Raw genomic sequence first — 25,536 nt, forward strand, 5'->3', positions numbered from 1 at the left:
GTGCGGAAGGTGAGGTTCCGAGGGTTTCCCCACAGCACGACAGGGCGAGGACGAACAGTCATGGCTGAGCAGAAGTCGGCGCGGACGCTCCCGCAGCCGTTGCACGCGGCCGCTTCGGTGGTGCGGAAGGTGCCGGGCGCCGGGACGGTGGGCAGGGCCGCCGAGGGTGCGCTGGACAGGATCGGGGCCGTGTCGCCGCGCGGGCGACGCGTGCTCGTGTACACGGGGGCCGGGGTACTGGGCGTCGCCGGGCTGGTGGAGTGGCCGGTGGCCGCCACCGGGGCGGCGGTGGCCTGGCTGACGCAGTCGCGGGGGCGGCAGAACGGTGGCTCCGGCTCCCCCGCGTCCGGGAGCGGGGACGTGGCCGGGTCCGGCGTGGCCGCCCGTTCCGCCGCTGCCAAGAAGACCACCGCAGAGGCGAACGCGGCGCGTACGACCGCGGCCGGGACGGCCGGGACGGCACCGAGCAGAACCGCCGGAACCGCCAGGGCGGCCAGGACGGCCTCCGCCGGCCGGACCACCGCGGAGAAGTCCACCGCGAGGAAGTCCACCGCGGAGAAGACCGGCCCCGGGACGGCCACCGCGAGGAAGTCCACCGCGAGGAAGTCCACCGCGGAGAAGACCGGCCCCGGGACGGCCACCGCGAGGAAGTCCACCGCGAGGAAGTTCACCGCGGAGAAGACCGGCCCCGGGACGGCCACCGGAAAGAAGGCTTCCGGAGGGAAGAGCACGGTGAAGAAGAGCACGGCGGACAAGACCGCGTCCCCCACCCGGGCGAAGAGCCGGTCCGGGACCAAGGCGTCGCCCAGTCGCCCCTCGTCCTCGACCTCGTCCTCCTCCTCGGCCGGGGGCCGGAGCCGCAAGACGGCCGCCGCCTCGCGCAGCGGCAAGTAGGACTGAGGCGCAGCGATGGCCGGTGGACTGCTGACGCGTCCCCAGAACGCCGTCACCGGATTCGTGCTGGCGGGTCCACGGCTGCTCGCGCGCGGCACCGCGCCCGCCGTGGGGGCCGCGGCCGGCGCGGCGGCGGGCACCGCCCGGGCCGGTGTGCGCGGCGCCGACTTCGCGGCGCGGGCGGCACGGGTCGCCCGCGCCGCGCTGCCGGGCGGCGCCCGGGAGTGGCGGGCCGGACCCCGGGCGCACCTCGCGCTCCGGCCGGCCGCGACGGACGAGGTACGCCGGGCGGGCGGCACCGAGCGCGTGGCGCGACGGGTGGCGGCGGCCCTGGCCGAGCACCCCGACGTGCTGCTCGCCTACTGGGACACCGGTCTCGCCAGACTGGTGGTGACCGCGACCGAGGACGCGCTCACCGACCGCGTCGTGGACCGGGCCACCGAACTCGCCGAGCACCACGGACTCACCCGGGCGGACCAGCCGGGCCGGCCGGATCGGCGGGAGCGGCGGGACGGGGACGACGACCCGGTGGACGAGCCGGACCATCCCGGCGCCCCGGCCTCGGTGCGTGTCGCGGCGGCCGCCCTCGGGGCCGACGTGCTGGGCATCGCCGCCGCGGTGACCGGCGCACGCCTGCGACTGCCGCCCACGCCCCGCCTGGTCACCGCCGTCGCGACACTGCTGCGTGAGAACCCGGCCTTCCGCGCCTGGCTGCGCGAGCGGCTCGGCGACCACCGTATGGACGTGGCGATGGCCGCCGCCAACGCGGCCGTCCACGGTGCCGGACAGAGCCCCACCTCGCTGGTGCTCGACGGGGCGCTGCGCGTCTGCCAGTTGACGGAGGCGGTGGCACGCGGTGCCGCTTTCGAGGTCGTGCACGACCGCTTGTGCGTTCCGGGCCGGGGCAGCCTGCCCGCGGCACCCTCCCTGCGCCCGCCGCCGCGCAGCTCCCCGGCCCAGGACTACGCCGCCCACGCCTCGGCGGGCAGTGTGGCGGGCGCCGCCGCGACCCTGCTGGTCAAGCACGAGGTGGCCGAGGCGGCGGAGGCGGTGCTCGCCGGTTCGCCCAAGGCCGCGCGCTACGGGCCCGCCGCCTTCCACGCCGTACTGAGTGCCGCGCTGTCCCGCACCGGCGTGCTGGTGCGCGACCCCGGGCGGCTGCGCCAGCTGGAGATGGCCCGCACGGTCGTGCTGCATCCCAGCGCGTTGCGGGTGCCGGACGCGGGCGCGGACCCCTGGACCGAGGACGTGCTGGACGCGGCGCGGCGCGCGGGCCTGCGCGTGGTCATGGTCGAGGACCCGGCGCTGGCCGACTTCACCGGGCTCGCCGACCAGGTCGTCGGCGCCCGGCGCCCGCTCGCGGACGTCGTGGCCGAACTGCGCGGCGAGGGCGGCGTCATCACCGTCGTACGGCCGCTGCCCGGCGACGACGGGACCGTGTCGGCCGGGCTGCTCGCCGGGGACGTGGCGGTCGCGCTGGCCGACGCGGACTGCCCGGTCGCCTGGGGCGCGGACGTGCTCGCACCCCAGGGACTGGCCGACGTGTGGCGGGTGCTGCGGGCGGTGCCCGCGGCTCGTGCGGTGGGGAGCCGGTCGCAGACACTGGCCCGGTCGGGGGCCGCGCTGTCCGGACTGCTGGTCGCGGTCGGCGAGGCGCGCGGCAGGAGCGAGGGCGGCGTGTCGTCGCTGCTGGGGATGCGGCACGCGCCGGTGGACGCGGGCGCGGCGCTGGCCCTGGTGTCCGGTACGCGTGCCGCGCTCGGCGTGGCGATGGCCCGCGCCCCCCGCCCCCGCGCCCGGGTGGCGTGGCACGCGCTGGACCCGGACGACGTACGGGAGAGGCTGGAACGGGAGCGCGAGCCCGAACCGACCGCCGTGGAGCAGGCCACGGCCCGGCTGCGGGCGGCCGCCGACCGGGCGGGCCGGGTACGGGTGCTGGCCCCGGCCCGCTGGTCGTGGCAGCTGGCCCGCGCCGTGCGCGGGGAGCTGGACGATCCGCTCACCCCGGTGCTGGCGGTCGGCTCGGCCGCCTCCGCGATCCTCGGCTCGGTCGTCGACGCGCTGCTCGTGGTCGGCGCGCTGGACCTGAACGCGCTGGTCGGCGGCTTCCAGCGGCTGCGCGCCGAACGGGCGCTGTCCGGGCTGCTGGCGGATCAGAAACAGAAGGCCCGCCTCGCGGAGGACCCCGCGGCGACGGCCGGGCGGGCCGGACCCGACGGAGTGGCGGGGGAGTACGCGGGCACCGGGCGGTCCGGCGACGGCGGCGCCCCGGCACGCGGCGCGGGGCCCGGCCGGGACGGCGGGAATCCCCCGGTCCCCGCCGCGGGAATCCCGTCGCGGAGCGTCGGTGCCGAGGTGCCGGACGGGGAGAGCCCGCAGAGGGGCACCGGAGAGGCCGCCGGGGTGGCCGCCGGGGAGCCCTCCGCGGAGGCCGAGCCGCGCATCGTGGACGCCGCCCGGCTGCACCCCGGCCACGTGATCGAGCTCAAGGCCGACGACGTCGTGCCCGCCGACGCCCGGCTGCTGTGGGAGGACGGTCTGGAGGTCGACGAGTCCGCGCTGACCGGTGAGTCGCTGCCGGTGGACAAGTGCGTGGACCCCGCGCCCCGCGCCCCCGTGGCCGAGCGGTACTGCATGGTCTTCGAGGGCACGACCGTGGTGGCCGGGCGGGCCCGGGCCGTCGTCGTCGACACCGGCGAACACACCGAGGCGGCGCGGGCGGTCGCGCTGGCGGCGCGTACGCCGTCGGCGGCCGGAGTCCAGGCGAGGCTCCAGGAGCTGACCCGCAAGGCGCTGCCGCTCACGCTGGCGGGCGGGGCAGCGGTGACCGGTCTGTCGCTGCTGCGCGGGGCCCCGATCCGGCAGGCCGTCGCGGGCGGCGTGTCGGTGGCGGTGGCCGCGGTGCCCGAGGGGCTGCCGCTGGTGGCGACGGTGGCGCAGCTCGCGGCGGCCCGCCGGCTGAGCCGCAGGGGCGTCCTCGTGCGCACCCCGCGCACGCTGGAGGCGCTCGGCCGCATGGACACCATCTGCTTCGACAAGACGGGCACCCTCACCGAGAACAGGCTGCGGCTCTCGCGCGTCGCGGGCGCCGACGGCACGGTCCGCCGGGTGGGCGACCCGGACGCCGCCGACGCCGTACGGATCGCCGCGCGCGCCTGTCCCCGGCTCAACGGCGACGGTACCCGGCCCACCCACGCCACCGACGAGGCCGTCCTGGACGCGGCCGGGGACGACCCGCGGTGGACGCAGAAGGAGGGACTGCCCTTCGAGACCTCCCGCGGCTACGCCGCGGCCGTCGGACACGAGAACGGGAGCGGGGGCGGCGGGCGGGACGGGGCCGGCGGTCCCGCGGTACTGGTGGTCAAGGGCGCCCCGGAGACGGTGCTCCCCGCCTGCGCGAACCTGCCGGACCATGCCTGGGAGACGGCGCAGCGCCTGGCCCGCGACGGGCTGCGCATCATCGCCGTGGCCTCCCGCCCCCTGCGCCGGGGCGAGAACGCGGCCGACGTCCTCGAACAGCAGCCTTCGGGGCTGGAGTTCACCGGACTGCTCGCGCTGGCCGACGTGGCCCGCGAGACGTCCCCGGCGCTGGTGCGCGGGCTGCGCGAGGCGGGCGTACGGCCCGTGGTGCTGACCGGCGACCATCCGCAGACCGCCCACGCCATCGCCGTCGACCTGGGCTGGCCCGAGGACGCGGTCGTGGTCACCGGCGACGAACTCGCCGCCGCCGACCGCACGGAGCGCTCCCGGATGCTGCGCGACGCGGACGTGGTGGCCCGGGTGGCGCCCGAGCAGAAACTCCAGGTCGTCGAGTCCCTGCGGGACGCCGGAAGGGTCGTCGGCATGGTCGGCGACGGCGCCAACGACGCCGCCGCGATCCGGGCCGCCGACATCGGCGTCGGCATCAGCGCCCGCGGCTCGGCCGCGGCCCGCAACGCGGCCGACCTGGTCGTCACGGGCGACGACCTGCTGGTCCTGGTGGAGGCGGTGCGGGAGGGCCGGGCGCTGTGGCACAGCGTCGCCGACGCCATCGCCATCCTGATCGGCGGCAACGCGGGCGAGGTCGGCTTCGGCATCCTCGGCACGGTGCTCAGCGGCACCGCCCCGCTGTCCACCCGTCAGATGCTGCTGGTCAACCTCTTCACCGACCTGTTCCCCGCGATGGCGGTCGCGGTGACGCAGACCGGGGACCCGGAGCAGGAGAAGGCCGACGCGGGGGCGCCGCTCGGTACGGCGGTGCTGGGCGAGCCCCTGATCCGCCAGATCCGGCACCGGGCCCTGACCACCGCGCTCGGGGCGACCGCGGCCTGGCTGTTCGGCCGCTTCACGCCGGGCACGGAGCGCCGCTCGACGACCATGGCCCTGTGCGCGGTCGTCGGCACCCAGCTCGCCCAGACCCTCGCCGACCGCCGCGACAGCCGTCTGGTCCAGGTCACGTCCCTCGGCTCCGCCGCCGCTCTGGTCGCCCTCGTCCAGACCCCGGGCGCCAGCCGCCTCTTCGGCTGCACCCCGCTGGGCCCGGTCGCGTGGACGGGCGTGGCCGCGGCGATCGCCCTGGCGCTGGCGGGACAGCGGGCGTTGCCGGGGGTGGAGGACGCGGTGACGAAGTACTGGCCGACGCTCGCGGAACGGCTGCCGCGGGCGGTGCGCTGAGGCGGGAGCGTCAGCCTGCCGCGGGCCCGGCGGCCTGGCGGCCCGGCGGCCCGGCGGCCCGGAGCCGGAACGTCGGGCGGGCGGAGCCGCCGTCAGCCGATCACCGGCGCATCGGCCTCGCACGCCAGTGCGCGGGTTCCGTGGCCACCAGTGGATTCCCACCAGTGGGCTACGGCGTCACGTCCCCACCCGCGCCGCGTCCCGCACCTCAGGCGACCGAAGGCGTTCCGCCGTCCGCTCGGCCGTCCGGTGGGCCCAGCGGCCGCTCGTGACGGCGCCCAGGACGAGGACGGCGAGGCCGCAGGCGGCCAGGATCCACCAGCCGGGGCGGGCGGCGGAGACGAAGGTGTCGCGGTACGACGACGCGCCCACCCCCGTCGCCAGCACCGCGCCGACCACCGCGACGCCGAGCGTCTGGCCCAGCTGGCGGCTGGTGGAGGCGACGGCCGCGGCGACCCCGGCCTGGGCGCGGGGCATGCCGGAGACCGCGGTGTTGGTGATGGGGGCGTTGACGAAGCCGAAGCCGACGCCGAACAGGACGTAGCCGACGAAGCGGGTGACGTCGGAGGTCTCGGCCCCGAAGGCGGCGAACAGCACCCCGCTCAGGGTCAGCGCGCCGCCCGCGATCAGCAGCGGCAGGCGCGGCCCCCGGCTGCCCACCAGCCGCCCGGACAGCGGGGCACACAGGAAGGTCGGGACGGCCATCGGCAGCATCCACAGGCCGGCCTCCAGGGCGCTCAGCCCGCGCACGTTCTGCAGGTACAGCGTGGACAGGAACAGGAAGCCGCCCAGCGCGGCGAAGGCGCTGATCGCTATGGCGGTGGCCCCGCTGAACGGCGCCGACCGGAAGAAGCGCAGCTCGATGAGGGGCTCGGCGCGACGGGGCTCGTGGAGGAGCAGGCCGAGCAGCGCGGCGAGCGCCAGCGCGGCAAAGGGCAGCACGGTGGTGAGCCCGGCGTTCGGCGCCTCGATGATCGCGTACGTCAGGGAGCCGAACAGCACGATCACCATCAGCTGGCCCAGCGGGTCGGGGCGGCGGGCCTTCGGCGCCCGGGACTCGGGGACGAAGCGGAGGGTGAGGAGGAGAGCGGCCAGGCCCACCGGGAGGTTGACCCAGAAGATGGAGCGCCAGCCGACCGACTCCACGAGTACGCCGCCCACCAGCGGACCGGCGGCCATGGATATGCCGACGACCGCGCCCCAGACGCCGATCGCGCGGGCGCGCTCGCGGGGGTCGGTGAAGGTGTTGGTGATGATCGACATGGCGACCGGGTTGAGCATCGAACCGCCCACCGCCTGCATCATCCGGAAGACGACCAGCGAGGACAGGTCCGGCGCCACCGAGCACAGCAGCGAACCGAGGGTGAAGATCACCAGGCCGGTCATGAAGACCCGCTTGCGGCCGATCCGGTCGGCCGTGGAGCCGGACAGCATCAGCAGCGCGGCCAGCACCAGCGTGTACGCGTCGATCGCCCACTGGAGACCGGACGTGCTCGCGTGCAGGTCACGCTGCATGGAGGGGAGGGCGACGTTGAGGATCGTGTTGTCGATGCTCACGATCAGCAGGCTCATGCAGCAGATGGCGAGCACGAGCATGCGTCGGCGATGGGTCAGCTCGGGCATGGACTCCATCGTACGCCCACTTCGATAGTGCGGCTAACTAATGACCTGTGCAGGTTCTTTGTCCACAGGGCGCGACGGGTACCGCCCCGCGTGCGTGACAATGGAGCAATGTCCACGCTCACCACGCCCGCCCCCGACACCATCGCCGCGCCGTTGCGGATCGGCCCGCACACCGTCGCGCCCCCCGTGGTGCTGGCCCCGATGGCCGGGATCACCAACGCGCCGTTCCGCACCCTGTGCCGGGAGTTCAGCGGCGGCAAGGGCCTGTTCGTGAGCGAGATGATCACCACCCGGGCGCTGGTCGAGCGCAACGAGAAGACCATGCAGCTGATCCACTTCGACCCGGCCGAGACCCCGCGCTCGATCCAGCTGTACGGCGTCGACCCGGTGACCGTCGGCAAGGCCGTCCGCATGATCGCGGAGGAGGACCTCGCCGACCACATCGACCTGAACTTCGGCTGTCCCGTGCCCAAGGTGACCCGCAAGGGCGGCGGCTCGGCCCTCCCGTACAAGCGGAACCTGCTGCGCGCCATCGTCCGCGAGGCCGTGACCGGCGCCGGTGACCTGCCCGTCACCATGAAGATGCGCAAGGGCATCGACGACGACCACCTCACCCACCTCGACGCCGGCCGCATCGCCGTCGAGGAGGGCGTCACCGCCATCGCCCTGCACGGCCGCACCACCGCCCAGCACTACGGCGGCACCGCCGACTGGGACGCCATCGCCCGCCTCAAGGAGCACGTCCCGGAGATCCCCGTCCTCGGCAACGGCGACATCTGGTCCGCCGAGGACGCGCTGCGCATGGTTCGGGAGACCGGCTGCGACGGCGTCGTCGTCGGGCGCGGGTGCCTCGGACGGCCGTGGCTCTTCGCCGACCTGGTCGCCGTCTTCGAGGGGCGCACCGACGCCTTCGTACGCCCCACCCTGCGCGAGGTCGCCGACGTGATGGTCCGGCACGCCACGCTGCTGGGGGAGTGGATCGGCGACGAGGCGCGCGGCGTCATCGACTTCCGCAAGCACGTCGCCTGGTACCTCAAGGGCTTCGCCGTCGGCTCCGAGATGCGCAAGCGGCTCGCCGTCACCTCCTCCCTGGAGGCCCTGCGCGCCGGCCTCGACGAACTCGACCTCGACCAGCCCTGGCCCGCCGGTGCCGACGGCCCCCGCGGCCGCACCTCCGGCAACAACCGGGTGGTCCTGCCCGACGGCTGGCTCAAGGACCCGTACGACCGCGCGGGCGTCGGCGCGGACGCGGAGCTGGACACCTCCGGCGGCTGACCGAGGGCTGACCGGCCACGGCCGACCGGTCCGTGGCCGGTCAGCCCTTCGTGGGGTGCGGCGTCGAGCCGTACGCCGTCAGGAAGCGGTCGCGGAAGGAACTCATCTTCCACACCGGGGCGTCCCGGGCCGGTTTGAGCCCCTCCGTCCAGTTCCAGTCGTCGATCGCGTCGAGCACCTTCGGGTCCTTGGCGACGATCGACACCGGGACGTCCCGGCTCGCCCCGTCGCCGCTGACGCGGGCGAGCGGCTGGTGGTCGCCGAGGAAGACGAGGACGGTGTCGTCGGTGCCGTAGCGCTCCAGCCACTGGGTGAGGCTGGTGACCGAGTACTGGATCGACTTGCCGTACTCCTCCTTCGAACGGGCGGAGTCGGCGATGACGTCGGACGCCTTCACTCCCGACGCCTCGATGCCGTCGTACACCGACCCGTCGCCGACCTCGTCCCAGCCGACCATCTCCGGGATCGGTGCCCAGGGCTGGTGGCTGGAGGTGAGGATGACCTCGGCCATCAGCGGCCTGTCGCGCTTCCTGCCGTGCTCCAGGCGCTGGAAGGCCTCCAGCGCGTACTGGTCGGGCATGGTCGACCAGCTGAACTTCGGCCCCCGGTAGCCCATCTCGAACGCGTCGTAGACCTTGTCGAGGCCGTACCACTTCGACTCCGGCCAGGCCTTCTGCACCCCGGGCATGAACCCGGCCGTGTCCCAGTCGCCGGTCTTCTCGAACGCCTTGGTGAGGGTGAGGTGGTCGCCGGCCGTGACGGTGCGGTAGCGCTGCTGGTTGTCCACCCACAGGCCGGACAGGAAGGTGGAGTGGCCGAGCCAGCTGCTGCCGCCGTACGTCGCCGAGGTCAGCCAGCCGCTGCGGGCACCGAAACCCGCCTTCGCCAGCGCCGCGGTGCTCGCGTCCAGTGTCCGGTCGACACCCGGTGCCATCACCGGGTCCTCGATGGCGCTGCGGCCGTAGCTCTCGATGAACGTGAAGACCATGTCCTTGCCGCGCAGGTCCGGCACCAGCTGCTCGCCGGGCGTGGCGCCGAAGCGGTCCGCCTTCGCCTCGTCCGCGAAGGCCGCCTCGTCCCGCAGCGTGTCCACGACCCGGTGCGCCTGCGCCTGGACCGCCCCGGAGGCGCTCCTGGTGGCGACCGGCACGCCGAAGGTCTGCACGCCCAGGGCCGCGCAGGTCATCCACACGGTGGCCGCCATCAGCGCGCCCCGCGCCGCCCGGTCCCGGTGCGCGGCGAGCAGTTCGCCGAGCCGGACCGCCGCCAGCGCCATGAGCGCCGGCAGCAGGACGACCAGCGCGGCGGCGCCCACGGCGGCCCAGGCCGCCGCCGCCCCGCCCATCGAGTCCGCCAGGTACGACTGGGCGTCGTCGAGCAGACCCCAGTCCAGGACGAGGTTGAAGCCCCGGCCCAGGTACTCGGTGAAGCCCATGTCGAGCAGGTTCAGCACGGTCAGTGCGCCGAGGGCGGTCCCGAACACCGCCGCCGCCACCAGGCGCGGCACCCTGGGCAGGCAGAGCAGCAGCACCGCGGCGATGACCGCCTCCGCCGGGATCCGCGCGAAGCGGTTGGGCTCCAGGGCGACGAAGGTGTTCGGCAGCAGCAGCGCGCCGAGCACGACAACGGCCGCGAGGGCCGTCGTGGTCCGGCGCACGACCAGGGCGGCGAGCGGGCGCCGGGTGTGCCAGGCGCGCCAGTGCGCGAGGCGGGTGGGTACGACGCCCTCGTACGGTTTCGTCTGCGGGGCCGTCTCCGGCCCGAGGGGCTCCGCCGGTTTCCCGGCCCTCCCGGGCCCGGTCGCCTCTCCGGGGTCGTCGGGCTCGACGTCGTCGGGCCCGGCCGGTTCGCCGGGCTCCTGAGGGCGACCGGTGCCGTCGGTGGTGCCCGCCTCACCGGTCTCGCCGGACCCACCGGGTTCGTACGGCTCCTCTGCCGGGGTCGGTGACTGGCGAAAGCGCGTGAAGACGGGCACCCGAAGGTCCTTCCGTACGAATCCCGGTGGACGGCGGGCCCGGCGAGGGGGCCGAGCCCGCCGCAGTGTCGTACGTCCGCGGTGGGCGGTCCGTTCACCGGTCCGCATGGTGAAATCCCGCGGTCTGTGGCAGCGTGATTCTCGCCACCTCTGATAGGAGCGACGCTCAGATGAGCAAATCGTGCGCGACTCTACTTCTCCAAGGTGTGGCACTGAGTGCCATGTGCTGATCGTTCATCGACCGAACTCAAACGTACAGTCAGGCGCTCAGGCGAGCATGAATCAATGGGTTCGAGCGTTCGTATGTTCAAGAAGTGAAAACACTGGTGACTGGTCGCTTGCCAAGCCTTGACTTTCGATCCACTGGCGGACGAGTGGTTACAGGCACATGACGGGCAAGTGGACGTACCCATGGGCCTTTGATCTGGGTACATTCCTCGCCGTCAGGGCAGCCACCGCGTCCTCGAGGAGTCGAGACCCGTGTCGGAGAACAAAGATCCCCAGGTAGCGAACACGGCGAAGTTCGTTTACGACTTCACCGAGGGCAACAAGGAGCTCAAGGACCTCCTCGGCGGCAAGGGTGCCAACCTCGCCGAGATGACCAACCTGGGTCTTCCGGTCCCTCCCGGTTTCACGATCACGACCGAGGCCTGCAAGACCTACCTCGACAGCGGCGAGGAGCCCGCGGCGCTGCGTGACGAGGTGAGTGCGCATCTGGACGCCCTCGAAGAGAAGGCGGGCAAGAAGCTCGGCCAGGCCGACGACCCACTCCTCGTGTCGGTGCGGTCCGGAGCCAAGTTCTCCATGCCCGGCATGATGGACACGGTCCTCAACATCGGTCTCTCCGACAAGTCGGTGCAGGGCCTGGCCCAGCAGGCCGGCGACGACCGGTTCGCGTGGGACTCCTACCGCCGGCTGATCCAGATGTTCGGCAAGACCGTCCTGGGCGTCGACGGGGACCTCTTCGAGGAGGCGCTGGAGGCGGCGAAGACGGCCAAGAAGGTCGCGGTCGACACCGAGCTGGAGGCCGCCGACCTCAAGGAGCTCGTCACCAAGTTCAAGAAGATCGTCAAGGCCGAGGCGGGCCGCGACTTCCCGCAGGGCCCGCGCGAGCAGATGGACCTCGCCATCAAGGCCGTCTTCGACTCCTGGAACGGCGAGCGCGCCAAGCTCTACCGCCGCCAGGAGCGCATTCCGCACGACCTCGGCACCGCCGTCAACGTCTGCTCCATGGTCTTCGGCAACCTCGGCCCCGACTCCGGCACCGGCGTCGCCTTCACCCGCGACCCCGCCTCCGGCCACCAGGGCGTGTACGGCGACTACCTCCAGAACGCCCAGGGCGAGGACGTGGTCGCGGGCATCCGCAACACCGTCGCACTGGCGGAGCTGGAGTCGATCGACAAGAAGTCGTACGACCAGCTGATGCAGATCATGGAGACGCTGGAGAACCACTACCTGGATCTCTGCGACATCGAGTTCACCATCGAGCGCGGCCGGCTGTGGATGCTCCAGACGCGCGTCGGCAAGCGCACGGCGGGCGCGGCCTTCCGCATCGCCACCCAGCTCGTCGACCAGGGCCTGATCGACGAGGCCGAGGCCCTCCAGCGGGTCAACGGCGCCCAGCTCGCCCAGCTGATGTTCCCGCGCTTCGACGACGAGGCGAAGGTCGAGCAGGTCGGTCGGGGCATCGCCGCCTCGCCGGGCGCGGCCGTCGGCAAGGCCGTCTTCGACTCGTACACCGCCGTCAAGTGGTCCCGCTCCGGCGAGAAGGTCATCCTGATCCGCCGCGAGACCAACCCGGACGACCTGGACGGCATGATCGCCGCCGAGGGCATCCTGACCTCGCGCGGCGGCAAGACCTCCCACGCGGCCGTGGTCGCGCGCGGCATGGGCAAGACCTGCGTCTGCGGCGCGGAGGAGCTGGAGGTCGACACCAAGCGCCGCCGGATGACCGTGCCCGGCGGGCACGTCGTCGAGGAGGGCGACGTCGTCTCCATCGACGGCTCCTCCGGCAAGGTCTACCTCGGTGAGGTACCGGTCGTGCCTTCGCCGGTCGTCGAGTACTTCGAGGGCCGGATGCACGCGGGCGCCGAGGACGCGAACGAGCTGGTCGAGGCCGTGCACCGCATCATGGCCTTCGCCGACCGCAAGCGCCGGCTGCGGGTGCGCGCCAACGCCGACAACGCCGAGGACGCGCTGCGCGCCCGCCGTTTCGGCGCCCAGGGCATCGGCCTGTGCCGCACCGAGCACATGTTCCTCGGCGACCGGCGCGAACTGGTGGAGCGGCTGATCCTGGCCGACACGGAGGCCGTGCGCGAAGAGTCCCTGAAGGAGCTGCTGCCGCTCCAGAAGCAGGACTTCGTCCAGCTCTTCGAGTCGATGGACGGCCTCCCGGTCACCGTCCGCCTGCTCGACCCGCCACTGCACGAGTTCCTGCCCGACATCACCGAACTGTCGGTGCGTGTCGCGCTCGCCGAATCCCGTCAGGAGCCGCACGAGAACGAGCTGCGCCTCCTCCAGGCCGTGCACCGGCTGCACGAGCAGAACCCGATGCTGGGCCTGCGCGGCGTCCGCCTCGGGCTGGTCATCCCCGGTCTGTTCACGATGCAGGTCCGCGCCATCGCCGAGGCCGCGGCCGAGCGCAAGGCGGCCAAGGGCGACCCGCGCGCCGAGATCATGATCCCGCTGGTCGGCACCGTCCAGGAGCTGGAGATCGTCCGCGAGGAGGCCGACCAGGTCATCGCGGAGGTCGAGGCGGCCACCGGCGCGAAGCTCAAGCTGTCGATCGGCACGATGATCGAGCTGCCGCGCGCCGCGCTGACGGCCGGCCAGATCGCCGAGGCCGCGGAGTTCTTCTCCTTCGGCACCAACGACCTGACCCAGACCGTGTGGGGCTTCAGCCGCGACGACGTCGAGGCCAGCTTCTTCACCGCCTACCTGGAGAAGGGCATCTTCGGCGTCTCCCCGTTCGAGACCATCGACAAGGACGGCGTCGGCGCCTTGGTCGCCGCCGCCGCGAAGGCCGGCCGCGCCACCCGCCCCGACCTGAAGCTCGGCGTCTGCGGTGAGCACGGCGGCGACCCCGAGTCGGTCCACTTCTTCCACGAAGTGGGTCTGGACTACGTCTCCTGCTCCCCGTTCCGGATTCCGGTGGCCCGCCTGGAGGCCGGGCGGGCGGCGTCGCGGTCGAAGGGCAGCGACCACCGGTAACCCCCGAAGGGGTCCTCGGGCCCCGGAGCCGCCGCCCGTCACCCGACCACCCTCACCGATCGGCGGCGGCTCCGGACCACGGGAAAAGGCGGCACCCTGTGCGGGGGTGCCGCCTTTCGCGTGTCGTCCGGCCCGTCTTCTGTGACGCGTTCGACGGTGTGAATCGCTCTGTGGCGAGCAGCAGCAAGCTGTCGAGGAAGTTCGAGAGCCGTGCCAGCGGACAGCGGCCGACGCCCGGAACGGTGGTTGGATGACCCAGACGGAATACAGGGAACCGGCCGGCTCGACCGCCCCGGGCGGGTCCGGGGGCGCAGTCGCCTCCGCGGTGCCCGGTCCGCGGACCGGCGCCGAGGCGCGGGTCGCCGCGGCCGGCCCGCCCGTCCGCGGGAACCGGCTCGCGGCACTCGACGGGCTCCGGTTCCTGGCGGCTCTGTGCGTGGTCTTCTTCCACTTCGTCGGCCAGGTGCCCGTCACCATGGAGACCATCTGGGGCCGCCCCGTCGACACCGTCTTCCCCGGGTCGCACGCGTACTTCGCCTACGGCCGGCTCGGTGTCGAACTGTTCTTCCTGATCAGTGGCTTCGTCATCTGCATGAGCGCCTGGGGCCGCACCCCGCGCGACTTCTTCATCTCGCGCGTGACCCGGCTGTACCCGATGTACTGGGTGGCCATCGGGGTCACGGCGTGCGTGGTCTACTTCGCCGACAGCCCGTTCGGGCGGCCGCACCCGCGCGTGATCTTCGCCAACCTGACGATGCTCCAGACGCCTCTCGGCGTGGACAACCTGGACTCCGTCTACTGGACGCTCTGGCCCGAGCTGTGCTTCTACCTCACCTTCGCGGTCGTGGTGTGGAAGGGCCTGACCTACCAGCGCGTGGTGATCTACTGCGGACTGTGGACGGTCGCCGCGGTGCTGGCCCCCGGTGCCGACATCCACCTGCTCACGCTGCTGGTGAACCCGCCGTCCGCGCCGTACTTCATCGCGGGCATGGCCTTCTACCTCATGTACCGCTACCGTCCGACCCCGCTGCTGTGGGGCATCGTCGCCATGTCGTGGCTGTTGGCGCTGCACTATCTGCTGACACCCGGCGGGGGCCGCCTGAACTGGGACGCCTGGCAGCCGGGGCGTGGCTGGCTGATCCTGGTCATCACGGTGTTCTTCCTGCTGATCGCCGCCGTCGCCCTCGGCCGGACCAGCCGGATCCGCTGGCGCGGGCTGACCGTCGCGGGCACGCTGACCTTCCCGCTGTACCTGCTGCACGACGCCATCGGCGTCAACATCCTGCACCGCTTCGGCGACCGGGCGGACCCGTGGGCCGTGGTCGGGGCCACCGTCGCCGCCCTGGTGGCGGTGGCCTACCTCGTGCAGCGGTTCGTCGAGCGCCCGGTGGCCCGGGCCGCACGGCGCCGGCTGAGCAGCGCCGCCTTCAGCCTCAGACCGCCGGAGCCCCGCCGCTGAGCGGACGGCGCCCCGGCGGCCGTACGCCGGATCAGCCGGCGCCGTCGCTCCGGCGCCGGCGCGTGACCAGCATCAGTCCACCGCCGGCGAGCACGACGACCGCGCCGCCCGCCGCGATGTACGGCGTGTCGTCGTCGCCGCCGGTCTCCGCCAGGTCGGGGCCCTGCCGCCCGGCGGCCTCGTCCCCGCCGCCCGCCTCGCTCCCGGAGCCCTTCCCGCTCCCGGAGCCCGCCGCGTCGTCGGTGTCCTCGTCACCGGCGGGCACGAAGCCGGCGGGCGGGTTGTCGCAGCCCACGCCGTCCTTGTCGCGGTCCAGGTGCGCGCCGTAGTGCTCGTCACCCTTCGGGATGTCGGAATAGCCGGCGTCGTACGCCTCGGTGCAGTTCTCGAACGGGTGGGCGCCGTCGTGCGCCTGGGCGGCGGCGGCCGGCAGGGCGGCCAGGGCGAGCGCGGCGACGGCCACGGCGGCGGGCTTGCGGAGCAGGTTCATCGAGAGTCCCGGAATCGGTGTGGTGTGGATGCGTGGATATGAGGTGACGAAGCTATTGAGCCGCCCGGGACGTGGTGGCGATATGAAGGACTCGTGATGCGAACGTGACGTGACCGGACGGTAGCTCTCCGTTCAGGGGTGCCGGGCGCGTACGGTGAGACGGTCCGGACCAGGGAAGGAGCCGCGGATGACCGGCTGGACCACGGGTGACATCCCCGACCTGGACGGGCGCGTGGCCGTCGTCACCGGAGCCAACGGCGGCCTCGGCTACGTCATCGCCCGGGAACTGGCGCGCAAGGGGGCGTCCGTCGTGCTCGCCTGCCGCAGCGAGGCACGCGGGAGCGCGACCGTGCAGCGCCTCCTCGGCGAGGTGCCCGGTGCCGCCGTCGAACCGGCGCGGCTGGACCTGGGCGACCTGGCGTCGGTCCGGGAGTTCGCCTACGGGCTGCCGTACGAGCGGGTCGATCTCCTCGTCAACAACGCCGGGGTGATGGCGCTGCCCCACGGGACGACGGTGAACGGCTTCGAGACCCAGTTCGGCGTCAACCACCTGGGCCACTTCGCCCTCACCGGGCTGCTGCTGCCCACCCTGCTCGCCACGCCCGGCGCCCGGATCGTGACCGTCTCCAGCTTCCTGCACGCGCTGGCCAGGGTCGATCCGCGCGACCTCAACAACGTCCGGCGGTACGGTCGCTGGAGCGCCTACGCCCGCTCGAAGTCCGCCAACCTGCTTTTCACCCATGAGCTGGCGCGCCGGCTCGCTGCACGGGAGGGCGCCCGGGACGTGCGCGCGGTCGCCGCCCACCCGGGATACGCCAACACCGGCCTGCAGACCGCCGGGCCCCGGGCCGAGGGGCGCAGGCTCGCCGAACGGCTCGCGCGGCTCGGGAACCGGGTCGTCGCCCAGTCCGCCGAGGCGGGCGCGCTGCCCGTGCTGTACGCGGCGACCGCCCCCGGCGTCCCCAACGACTCCTTCACCGGCCCGTCCTTCGCGATGTGGCGCGGGACGCCCGCACCGTCCTGGCGGGCGTCCTGGACCACCGACGACGCGATGGGGGAGCGGCTGTGGGCCGCCTCCGAGCGGCTGACGGGCATCACCTACGAGGCGCTGAGGCGCTGAGGCACTGAGGCACTGATGTCCCGGGCGCCCGGGTTGTCCGGCCGCCGTCCACCACCAGGTCGGTGCCCGGACCGCGCCTGTGCGCCCGAAGGAGGAGGCACTGTTCACGATCGCGCCGCCGCCCGGCACGAAGACCGGGACAGGGGCGGGCGGGGCGGGCAGCGGCGGGCAGCGGAGGGCCGGGAAGGGCCGGGAAGGGCCGGGGAGGAGATCAGGCCGGTCAGGCGGCCTTCACCTCGTACGTCTCCACCCGCATCGCCTCGTCGTCCAGGCACTCCCCGGTCGTGAGGTCGAAGCGCTGCTTGAGGAGCGGGGAGGCGACGAACGGGCGGCCCCGGTGGGTGCCGGTCAGACCCCGGGAGAGGACCGCCGCGCCGGTGAACGGGTCCCGGTTGTCGATGGCGTACAGCTCCCCGTTCCGGTCGCGGAACAGGGCGACCTGGCCGCCGTCCGGCAGCAGGGCCGCCACGCCGCGGCCCGGGAGCAGGGCGCCGAGGTCACAGGCCGTGAACCAGTCGTCGGTCAGCCGCAGCCGGACCTTGAGGTCGGTCGTCTCGGGCGCCGGGGACTCGGGTGCCAGGGTCATCGCCGGGTGCTTCCTTCCAGGAGGTCGTCTTCCGAGGGGCGCTGCAGGCCGATGTTCAGCAGCGGCAGGTCGGGCTTCATCTGGTCGCGCTCGGGCACGAAGCCCACGACCGGGTCGGGAGTGCCGGGCGCGTTCACGAAGGACACGAACCGGGCCAGCTTCTCGGGGTCGTTGATGGTCTCGGCCCACTCGTCGCGGTAGTGCGAGACGTGGGCCCGCATCAGGGACTCCAGCTCGTCGCAGATGCCGAGCGAGTCGTGCACGACGACGTCCCGTACGTGGTCCAGGCCGCCCGGGACGCGCTCCAGCCAGGTGGAGGTGCGCTCCAGTTTGTCGGCGGTGCGGATGTAGAACATGAGGAACCGGTCGATGAGGCGGACCAGTTCGGCGTCCGAGAGGTCCTGCGCGAGCAGGTCCGCGTGGCGCGGGGTGGCGCCGCCGTTGCCGCCGACGTACAGGTTCCAGCCGTTGGAGGTGGCGATCACGCCGAAGTCCTTCGACTGGGCCTCCGCGCACTCACGGGCGCACCCGGAGACCGCCGACTTGAGTTTGTGAGGGGACCTGAGTCCCCGGTAGCGCAGCTCCAGGTCGATCGCCATGCGCACCGAGTCCTGGACGCCGTAGCGGCACCAGGTCCGCCCCACGCAGGACTTCACCGTGCGCAGAGACTTGCCGTACGCGTGCCCGGACTCGAAGCCGGCGTCCACCAGCCGGGCCCAGATCACCGGGAGCTGCTCGACGCGGGCACCGAACATGTCGATGCGCTGACCACCGGTGATCTTCGTGTAGAGCCCGAAGTCGCGGGCGATCTCGCCGATGACGATGAGCTTCTCCGGGGCGATCTCGCCGCCGGGGATGCGCGGGACGACGGAGTAGGAGCCGTTGCGCTGGAGGTTGGCCAGGAAGTGGTCGTTGGTGTCCTGGAGCGCGGCCTGCTCGCCCTCCAGGACGTAGCCGCTCGCGCCGATCGCCGGGGCCAGGGAGGCGATGACCGAGCCGACCGCCGGCTTGCACACCTCGCAGCCCTCACCGCCCCGCGCGTCCTCCCGGCCGTGCCGGTCGAGCAGCTCACGGTAGGAGGTGATCCGCAGGGCGCGGACGATCTCGTACAGCTCCTCCCGGGTCTGCGCGAAGCAGCCGCACAGGCCCTTGTCGACCTCGACGCCGCTCGCCTCCAGCTCGGCGGTGACCAGCCGGCCGAGCACCTTGACGCAGGAGCCGCAGCCGGAACCGGCCCTGGTGCACTTCGTCACCTCGGGCACGGTCGTGCACCGGTGGTCGGCCACCGCCCCCCTGATGGCGCCCTTGGTGACGTTGTGGCAGGAGCAGATCACGGCGTCGTCGGGGAGCGCGGACGGACCCAGCTGGGCCGGGGCCCCGACGCCGGCGGGCAGTACGAGGGACTCGGGGGAGACCGGCGGAACCGACCCGGTGAAGGCGCGCAGCGTGCCGTACGCCTCCGCGTCGCCGACCAGGATGCCGCCGAGCAGGGTGCCGTCGCGGCCGACGACCAGCTTCTTGTACAGACCCGCGCGGGAGTCGGAGTAGACGACGTCCAGGCAGTCCCCGGCCGTGCCGTGCGCGTCGCCGAAGGACGCCACGTCCACGCCGAGCAGCTTCAGCTTGGTGGACAGGTCGGCGCCGGTGAAGGACGCCTCCTGGGCCGCGATGGTCGCGGCGGCCGTCTCCGCCTGCTCGTACCCGGGCGCCACCAGCCCGTACACCCGCCCGTCGGCCGCCAGGGCGCACTCGCCGATCGCGAAGACGCGCTCGTCGGTGACCGTGCGGCACCGCTCGTCGACGCTGATGCCGCCGCGCTCGCCGACCGCCAGCCCGCAGTCGCGGGCGAGCTGGTCGCGGGGGCGGACACCGGCGCTGAACACCACGAGGTCGGTGGCGAGTTCGGAGCCGTCGGACAGCTTCATGCCGGTGACGGCGCCTGACGCGTCGTCGACCACGATCTCCTGTGTGCCGACGCCCGTGTGGACGGACAGGCCCATGTCCTCGATGGTGCGCAGCAGCGCCGCGCCGCCGCCCTCGTCGACCTGGACCGGCATCAGGCGCGGTGCGAACTCCACGATGTGCGAGGCGAGTCCGAGTCCCTTGAGCGCGCCCGCCGCCTCCAGGCCGAGGAGCCCGCCGCCGACCACCGCACCGGTCGTCGCGGCCTTCGCGTACTCCTCGATGGCCAGGAGGTCCTCGATCGTCCGGTAGACGAAGCAGCCCTCGGCGTCCTTGCCGGGCACCGGCGGGACGAACGGGTAGGAGCCGGTGGCCAGGACGAGCACGTCGTACTCGACGACCAGCCCGGACCGGGCGGTCACCTCGCGCGCGGCCCGGTCGATCGTCTCCGCCGGGTCCCCGACGCGCAGCTCGATGCCGTGCTCCTCGATGAAGGCCGGGTCGGTCATCGACAGGTCCCCGGGGGTCTTCCCCGAGAAGTACGAGGTGAGCCTGACCCGGTCGTAGGCGGGGCGCGGCTCCTCGCACAGGACGACCACACGGTGGGTGCCGGTCAGGCCGCGCTCGGCCAGCGCCTCGAGGAAGCGCTGGCCGACCATGCCGTGGCCGACAAGCACGATCGTCGGGGTGAGCCCCGGGGTGGCGGTCATCAGGAGCCTCCGTCATTGGTGAGCAGGTGGAGCAGGGGGCCGCCGTCGGACGGGAGCGGCTCTGCTCCCTCCCAGGCGCGCGCCAGCGCGCCGACGGTGCCGAGTTCGCCGACCAGGACACCGCCGACCAGCCGGTCGTCACGGACGACGACCTTGCGGTAGGTGCCCCGGGTGGCGTCGGCGAGCTGCACGACGTCGTCGCCGGGGCGGGGGTCGGTCTCGCCGAACGCGGCGAGGTCGAAGGGGCTGCCGGGCCCGGCGCGGTGCGGGCCGGTCCCGGTGAGGGGAGCGCTGGCCCCGGTGAGGGGCGCGCCGGTCCCCGTGAGGGTGAGCCGGGTCAGTGCGCGGGTGCCGGTGTAGCGGGCGGTGCCGCTGCCGGCGAGCAGTCCGGCCAGCGCGCCGGCCTGTTCGAGGGCGGGAGCGGCCAGCCCGTACACGCGTCCCGCGTGCTGGGCGCAGTCGCCGACCGCGCGGATGTGCGGGTCCGAGGTACGCAGCTCGTCGTCGACGAGGATCCCCTTGCCGACTCCGAGCCCCGCGTCCTGTGCGAGCCCGGCCCGAGGGCGGACCCCGCACGCGAGCACGACCAGGTCGGCGCCGAGGGCGTACCCGTCGCCCATCTCCACCGACCGCACCGCCCCGCCGACGCTCCGTACGTCCCGCACCCGGCACTCGGTGTGCACCTCGACGCCGAGGTCCTCCAGATGGCGCCGGACGAGCGCGGAGGCCGCCGGGTCGAGCTGCCGCTCCATCAGCCGCTCGGACTGCTGGGCCAGGACGACCTGGGCGCCGCGTACGGCCAGCGCACGGGCGGCGGACACGCCGAGGAGCCCGCCGCCGATGACGACCGCCCGCGCTCCCGGGCGCACTGCCTTCGACAGCCCCAGGCAGTCGTCCATCGTCCGGAACGCGTGCACGCCCTCGGGCAGCTCGTGGTCCGGGGTGAACAGGCCGCGCAGGGGCGGCAGCACGGCGTTGGAGCCGGTGGCCAGGACCAGGGTGTCGTACGCGATCACGGACCCGTCGGCGCACCGCACGGTCCGCCCGGCCCGGTCGATGCCGGTGACCCGGCCGCGCACCAGCCCGGCGGGCGCCGGCAGGGCGATCACCTCGGGGCTGTACCGTCCGGCCAGCACCTCGGCGAGCAGCACCCGGTTGTACGGGCGGTGTTCCTCGTCGCCGACCAGCAGCGCGGGCGTGCCCAGCTCACCGAGCCGCCGGGCGAGCGCCACGCCCGCGAGTCCGGCGCCGATCACCACCACACGCGTTTTCGAGGTCATGGCATCGAGAGTGCGGTGCGGGTGTTACCCGTCCGCATCCCTTCTGTTTCCCACGGGGAACGCTGCCCTCAGCGGGTGCGGCCGGTCCGTGTGAGGGGTGGCGGGAACCTCAGAAGTCCCTCATCTCGATGGACGGCACATCCATCCCGTCCATAGGGTCGCGATCATGCCCGACATATCGCTGACCACGGTCGTCCTGCTCTGCCTCGCCGCACTCGCGGCCGGCTGGATCGACGCCGTGGTCGGCGGCGGCGGGCTCCTGCTGCTGCCCGCACTGCTGCTCGGCCTGCCCTCCGGCACCCCGGCCGCGCACGCGCTGGGCACCAACAAGGCGGTCGCCATCGTCGGTACCACGGGCGCGGCGGTGACGTACGCCCGCAAGGCACCGGTGGACGTGCGCACCGCCGTACGCATCGGCTTGGCGGCGCTCGCCGGATCGTCCGGCGGGGCGTTCTTCGCGGCCGGGATGAGCACCGAGGTGCTCAAGCCGGTGATCATGGTGGTGCTGCTCGCGGTCGCGGCCTTCGTGATCCTGCGCCCCGCCTTCGGCACCGCGCCCGCCACCGGCCCGGCGACCCCCCGCCGGATCCTCGCCGCGATCGGCCTCGCGGGCCTCGGCATCGGCTTCTACGACGGCCTCGTCGGCCCGGGCACGGGGACGTTCCTGGTTCTGGCCCTCACCGCCGTCCTCCACCTCGACCTGGTGACCGCGTCCGCCACCGCCAAGATCGTCAACTGCTGCACCAACGCGGGCGCCCTCGCCACGTTCGCCTGGCAGGGCGCGGTCCTGTGGCAGCTGGCCGCCCTGATGGCCGTCTTCAACCTGGCCGGCGGCATGTTCGGCGCGCACACCGCCCTCAAGAAGGGCAGCGGCTTCGTCCGCGTCGTCCTGCTGACGGTGGTGTTCGCCCTGGTGGCGAACCTGGCGTGGGAGCAGTGGGTGGCGTAGACCGGCCGCGCGAGCCCGGCGGTCGCCGCCCACAGGCGGCGTTGTCGATCACGGGCGACGGGCGTACCCCGGTCCACGCGGGCGGGTTGAGCACCGGCACCGCCTCACCCGGGTGGCCGTGACCTGTGACGGCCACGTCGACTTCCACTCGGTGTGGCTCCTCACCCGCGACGACGCCGCGTTCCGGGGCGGTGGCCGACGACCGGGGCGGGCGACGACCGGGGCGGTCCTCGACGTCGGCGGCGAGGGCGGTCCTCCCACGCTCGCGGTCGGTCCCTGGAGCCGGTCGGCGCGGCTCAGCGGCCGCCCGTCAGGTGGGCGTACACGACGACGTTGCCCTGGTAGCCCGTCGTACGCGAGTAGGCCCCGCCGCAGGTGATGACACGCAGCTCGGGCCGGTCGGCCGCGCCGTACACCCTCTCGTCGGGGAAGTCGTCGGCGGCGTACACCTCCACCGCGTCCACGGTGAACACCGCGATGCCGCCGTCGCGCCGGTCGACCTCGATCGTGGAGCCCTTCTTCAGGGCGCCGAGGCGGTAGAAGACGGCGGGGCCCTCTGCGTTGTCGACGTGTCCGGCGACGACCGCGGTGCCCGTCTCGCCCGGGGTGGTGCCGGCCTCGTACCAGCCGGCGAGGTTCTTCCTCTCGGCGGGCGGCACGTCCAGGCTGCCCGTCCGCGTCAGGCCCAGGCCCGTCAGCGGGGCGTCCACGCCGATCGCCGGGATGCGGACGCGGTCCGGCGGGGAGGGGGGCAGGGCCGGTGCGGCGGCGCCCCGGTCGGCCCGGCCGGTGCGGGCCTGCGCGGCCGACGGCTGCGGCGGGGCCTCGGCGGAGGCGTCGCCCAGCAGGAGCCACGCACCCGAGCAGAGGGCGGCCGCGGTGACGGCCGCTATCGCGGTGTCCTTGCCCCTGGGCATGACGTCCCCTCTCCCTCGCGTCCTGAAAGGTCCCCTGCCCCCTCCGGGCCGCGAGGGGCGTCGGACCCGGAGGGGGTGGGGAAGTGCGGTACCGGCGGACGGGCAGCGGAGGGTGCCCGTCAGATCCCGTCGCCTCTCGCCCGGCGATGCAGGAGCCAGGTACCGCCCGCGGCGGCGACGGCGAGAGCCGCCACGCCGGCCGCGGTCTGCACGGGATCGGGGCCGAGTGCGCCACCGACCCCCGTCTTCACGCTTCCTCTGGGGTACACCTGCTCGGCGGCCGAGGTCAGCGTGACCACCAGGTCGCCCGTCACCCGCCGTTCGTCGTCCCCACAGGTCGCGACGATCTCGTACGTCCCCGGCTGCGCGCTGGGCGGCACCTCGAAGTGGCCGCTCGCCTCGCCCTGGCCGGTGCCCGGCGCCAGCGGGAAGGCGCCCGCGCCGACCGCGCTCGCGTCACCCGCCGCCGAGCCGCCCTTGCCGCACGCCGGGGTGGTCACCACCGCCCGCTCGCCCGGCACGACCGAGGACGGAAACACCGTCAGACCGCCGCCGGCGGTGCCGGGTTCCCCGGCGTACACCGGGACCGCGGTGGTCAGACCGACGGCCGCGGCGGCGAGCGCGGTACCGGTCAGCAGGCGGGCGGTACGTCGCATCGCTGCTCCTTTGAGCTCTTCGGTGGACCCTGCCCTACCGAGGAAAGTGGCACCGGAGCCGGCCCGCCCCCCGAGAACGCGCGGGCAATGGGATGAACGGGTGTCGCCCGCACTCCCGGACGCCCGGCACCGGACAGCGTCTGGGCAGGTCACGGGCGTGTGGCGGGCAGGTCCCGAAAAGATCCGGAGGGGCACGGGACGCGGGTGTGAACGGGTGACCGGTGCCTCCGAACGGGCCCTCCGAACGGCCCCTCCGAACGGGCCCTTGGGCCTCGCGGTTTGACCTCGAGCAAGGTTGAGCCACCAGGCTCTCCCGCGTGAACACCACGACCGCACCCCTGCGTGTGACCCTGCTCGTCGGCAGCAACCGGCACGGCCGCTTCGGCCCCGTCGTCGCCGACTGGCTCATGAACACCTGGAGGCCCACGACGACCTGGTCCCGGAGGTGGTGGACGTCGCCGGGACCGAGCTGCCCGCCACCTTCGCCCGGACCCCGGAGGCGAGTGCCGCACGGGCGGAGATCACCCCGGAACTGGCGGACGCCGACGCGTTCGTCGTGCTCACCCCCGAGTACAACCACTCGTTCCCGGCGGGTCTGAAGAACGTCATCGACTGGCACTTCACCGAATGGCGGTCCAAGCCCGTCGGCCTCGTCTCCTACGGCGGTCTGTCCGGCGGCCTGCGCGCCGCCGAGCACCTGCGCCAGGTCTTCGCCGAACTGCACGCCGTCACCGTCCGCGACACCGTCTCCTTCCACAACGCGGGCGTGTCCTTCGACGACGAGGGCGGGCTCAGGGACCCCTCGGGGCCGCACGCGGCGGCCAAGACGATGCTCGACCGGTTGGTGTGGTGGGGGGCAGGCCCTGCGGGCGGCGAAGGAGAAGCGGCCCTACGACGACGCGTGATCCGCCATAGGAGCTTCCTATGGCAGCCGCTGCAATTTCGTCTTTGCTTCCCTTCAATTTCCGGATCTACCGTGTGGGGGTAATCATGCGAACGTGAAAGGGACAACGCCATGGCCGTGAAGGAAAACGCTCCGGAGAACAGGGAACTCGCTGGAAAGCGGGCCCTGGTCACCGGCGGTACGCGCGGAATCGGAGCGGCGATAGTCGGCAGGCTTCTGGACGCCGGTGCCGAGGTGATCACGACCGCCAGGTCGGCGACGGGCTCGGCGCCGGAGGGGGCGGGCTTCGTGCAGGCGGACGTGCGGACCCCCGCCGGAGCGGAGGCGCTCGCCGGGGCCGCGCGGGAGGCGCTCGGCGGGGTGGACATCCTGGTCCACAACGCGGGCGGGGCGCGGCCCCACAAGGACGGCCTGATCATCCCCGACGAGGAGTGGCTGGACACGCTGAACCTGAACCTCCTCGCGTCGGTCCGGCTGAACTCGCTTCTGGCACCGGGCATGCGGGAACGGCGCTCGGGGGCGATCGTGCACATCTCCTCGGCCGCGGTCGCGCCCCCGGCACCCCCGTTCCTGCACTACCAGGCGGCGAAGGCGGCGCTGGACAACTACAGCGCCGGACTGGCCGCGACGCTGGCCCCCTCCGGCGTCCGGGTCAACACCGTCAGTCCCGGCCGGACCTCCACCCCGGGCGGCGAGGAGACCCGGGAGTACTGGGCGGGTCTCGACGCCGGACCGGGCGCGACCGGCACCGCCCCGCTGGGACGCGACGGCCTGCCCGACGACATCGCCCACGCGGTGCTGTTCCTCGTGTCCGACCGGGCGGGCTGGGTGACCGGGACCAACCTCGCCGTGGACGGCGGGGAATATCCCAGGGGCTGACACCTGAAAGAAAGTGAAACTGGAAAAGCCGAAGAGTCTGCAAAATAAGGGACC

General features: G+C 73.5%; 16 protein-coding genes and 1 pseudogene. 9 read left to right on the forward strand and 8 right to left on the reverse strand.

What is annotated here, in order from left to right; all coding sequences use genetic code 11:
- The first annotated feature begins 60 nt into the window (after nucleotides 1-60).
- Nucleotides 61-894, forward strand: coding sequence for a histone H1-like repetitive region-containing protein (locus ACGFYH_RS00875; RefSeq protein WP_393800975.1), 834 nt, complete (start codon nucleotides 61-63; stop codon nucleotides 892-894).
- 15 nt (nucleotides 895-909) lie between these two features.
- Nucleotides 910-5,547, forward strand: coding sequence for an HAD-IC family P-type ATPase (locus tag ACGFYH_RS00880; RefSeq protein WP_393800976.1), 4,638 nt, complete (start codon nucleotides 910-912; stop codon nucleotides 5,545-5,547).
- A 177-nt stretch (nucleotides 5,548-5,724) separates the two neighbouring features.
- Here the strand turns inward: ACGFYH_RS00880 and ACGFYH_RS00885 are convergent, their stop codons facing one another.
- A complete protein-coding gene (locus ACGFYH_RS00885) occupies nucleotides 5,725-7,170 on the reverse strand; it encodes an MFS transporter (RefSeq protein ID WP_393800977.1) in 1,446 nt (481 codons plus the stop codon).
- A 108-nt stretch (nucleotides 7,171-7,278) separates the two neighbouring features.
- On the opposite strand from ACGFYH_RS00885, the gene dusB reads away from it, so the two are divergent.
- Nucleotides 7,279-8,445 carry a tRNA dihydrouridine synthase DusB gene (gene dusB, locus ACGFYH_RS00890; protein WP_393800978.1) on the forward strand — a complete coding sequence of 389 codons (1,167 nt, stop codon included), beginning with the start codon at nucleotides 7,279-7,281 and terminating at the stop codon, nucleotides 8,443-8,445.
- Nucleotides 8,446-8,485: 40 nt separating this feature from the next.
- Here the strand turns inward: dusB and ACGFYH_RS00895 are convergent, their stop codons facing one another.
- Nucleotides 8,486-10,420, reverse strand: coding sequence for a CDP-alcohol phosphatidyltransferase (locus ACGFYH_RS00895; protein ID WP_393800979.1), 1,935 nt, complete (start codon nucleotides 10,418-10,420; stop codon nucleotides 8,486-8,488).
- 480 nt (nucleotides 10,421-10,900) lie between these two features.
- Here ACGFYH_RS00895 and ppdK point away from each other — a divergent pair, with 480 nt between their 5' ends.
- Together ppdK and ACGFYH_RS00905 are read left to right on the forward strand one after the other, a co-directional pair.
- Complete coding sequence (gene ppdK / locus ACGFYH_RS00900) at nucleotides 10,901-13,630, forward strand: pyruvate, phosphate dikinase (protein WP_393800980.1); 2,730 nt, start codon at nucleotides 10,901-10,903, stop codon at nucleotides 13,628-13,630.
- A gap of 250 nt (nucleotides 13,631-13,880) precedes the next feature.
- Nucleotides 13,881-15,089, forward strand: a complete 1,209-nt coding sequence (locus tag ACGFYH_RS00905) for an acyltransferase family protein (protein WP_393800981.1) — start codon at nucleotides 13,881-13,883, stop codon at nucleotides 15,087-15,089.
- A gap of 31 nt (nucleotides 15,090-15,120) precedes the next feature.
- On the opposite strand, the gene ACGFYH_RS00910 is transcribed toward ACGFYH_RS00905, so the two are convergent.
- The gene (locus tag ACGFYH_RS00910; RefSeq protein WP_393800982.1) at nucleotides 15,121-15,579 is read right to left on the reverse strand and encodes an LAETG motif-containing sortase-dependent surface protein; all 459 of its coding nucleotides are present in this window, start codon (nucleotides 15,577-15,579) and stop codon (nucleotides 15,121-15,123) included.
- A 187-nt stretch (nucleotides 15,580-15,766) separates the two neighbouring features.
- On the opposite strand from ACGFYH_RS00910, the gene ACGFYH_RS00915 reads away from it, so the two are divergent.
- Nucleotides 15,767-16,699 carry an oxidoreductase gene (locus tag ACGFYH_RS00915; protein WP_393800983.1) on the forward strand — a complete coding sequence of 311 codons (933 nt, stop codon included), beginning with the start codon at nucleotides 15,767-15,769 and terminating at the stop codon, nucleotides 16,697-16,699.
- 220 nt (nucleotides 16,700-16,919) lie between these two features.
- On the opposite strand, the gene nirD is transcribed toward ACGFYH_RS00915, so the two are convergent.
- The 3 genes from nirD to ACGFYH_RS00930 are packed head-to-tail and all read right to left on the reverse strand — an operon-like array spanning nucleotide 16,920 to nucleotide 21,177.
- On the reverse strand, nucleotides 16,920-17,285 hold the full coding sequence (gene nirD, locus ACGFYH_RS00920) for a nitrite reductase small subunit NirD (protein ID WP_393800984.1): 366 nt from the start codon (nucleotides 17,283-17,285) through the stop codon (nucleotides 16,920-16,922).
- The gene (nirB, locus tag ACGFYH_RS00925; protein WP_393800985.1) at nucleotides 17,282-19,897 is read right to left on the reverse strand and encodes a nitrite reductase large subunit NirB; all 2,616 of its coding nucleotides are present in this window, start codon (nucleotides 19,895-19,897) and stop codon (nucleotides 17,282-17,284) included. The genes nirD and nirB overlap by 4 nt, the downstream gene beginning before the upstream one ends.
- Nucleotides 19,897-21,177, reverse strand: coding sequence for an NAD(P)/FAD-dependent oxidoreductase (locus ACGFYH_RS00930; RefSeq protein ID WP_393800986.1), 1,281 nt, complete (start codon nucleotides 21,175-21,177; stop codon nucleotides 19,897-19,899). Before ACGFYH_RS00930 ends, nirB begins: the two co-directional genes overlap by 1 nt.
- Nucleotides 21,178-21,343: 166 nt before the next feature.
- Between ACGFYH_RS00930 and ACGFYH_RS00935 the strand changes: the two genes are divergently transcribed.
- The gene (locus ACGFYH_RS00935; protein ID WP_393800987.1) at nucleotides 21,344-22,126 is read left to right on the forward strand and encodes a sulfite exporter TauE/SafE family protein; all 783 of its coding nucleotides are present in this window, start codon (nucleotides 21,344-21,346) and stop codon (nucleotides 22,124-22,126) included.
- Nucleotides 22,127-22,422: 296 nt separating this feature from the next.
- Here ACGFYH_RS00935 and ACGFYH_RS00940 read toward each other — a convergent pair whose 3' ends face one another.
- Nucleotides 22,423-23,043 (reverse strand): class F sortase, encoded by a 621-nt coding sequence (locus ACGFYH_RS00940; protein ID WP_393800988.1) that lies wholly within the window; start codon nucleotides 23,041-23,043, stop codon nucleotides 22,423-22,425.
- 119 nt (nucleotides 23,044-23,162) lie between these two features.
- Complete coding sequence (locus ACGFYH_RS00945) at nucleotides 23,163-23,699, reverse strand: hypothetical protein (protein WP_393800989.1); 537 nt, start codon at nucleotides 23,697-23,699, stop codon at nucleotides 23,163-23,165.
- Between the two features lie 317 nt (nucleotides 23,700-24,016).
- Between ACGFYH_RS00945 and ACGFYH_RS00950 the strand changes: the two are divergent.
- A pseudogene (locus ACGFYH_RS00950) lies at nucleotides 24,017-24,604 on the forward strand (NADPH-dependent FMN reductase).
- Between the two features lie 110 nt (nucleotides 24,605-24,714).
- On the forward strand, nucleotides 24,715-25,482 hold the full coding sequence (locus tag ACGFYH_RS00955; RefSeq protein ID WP_393800990.1) for an SDR family oxidoreductase: 768 nt from the start codon (nucleotides 24,715-24,717) through the stop codon (nucleotides 25,480-25,482).
- The last annotated feature ends 54 nt before the right edge of the window (nucleotides 25,483-25,536 follow it).

It is taken from the genome of Streptomyces sp. NPDC048392 (assembly GCF_043200575.1).
Classification (GTDB): Bacteria; Actinomycetota; Actinomycetes; order Streptomycetales; family Streptomycetaceae; genus Streptomyces.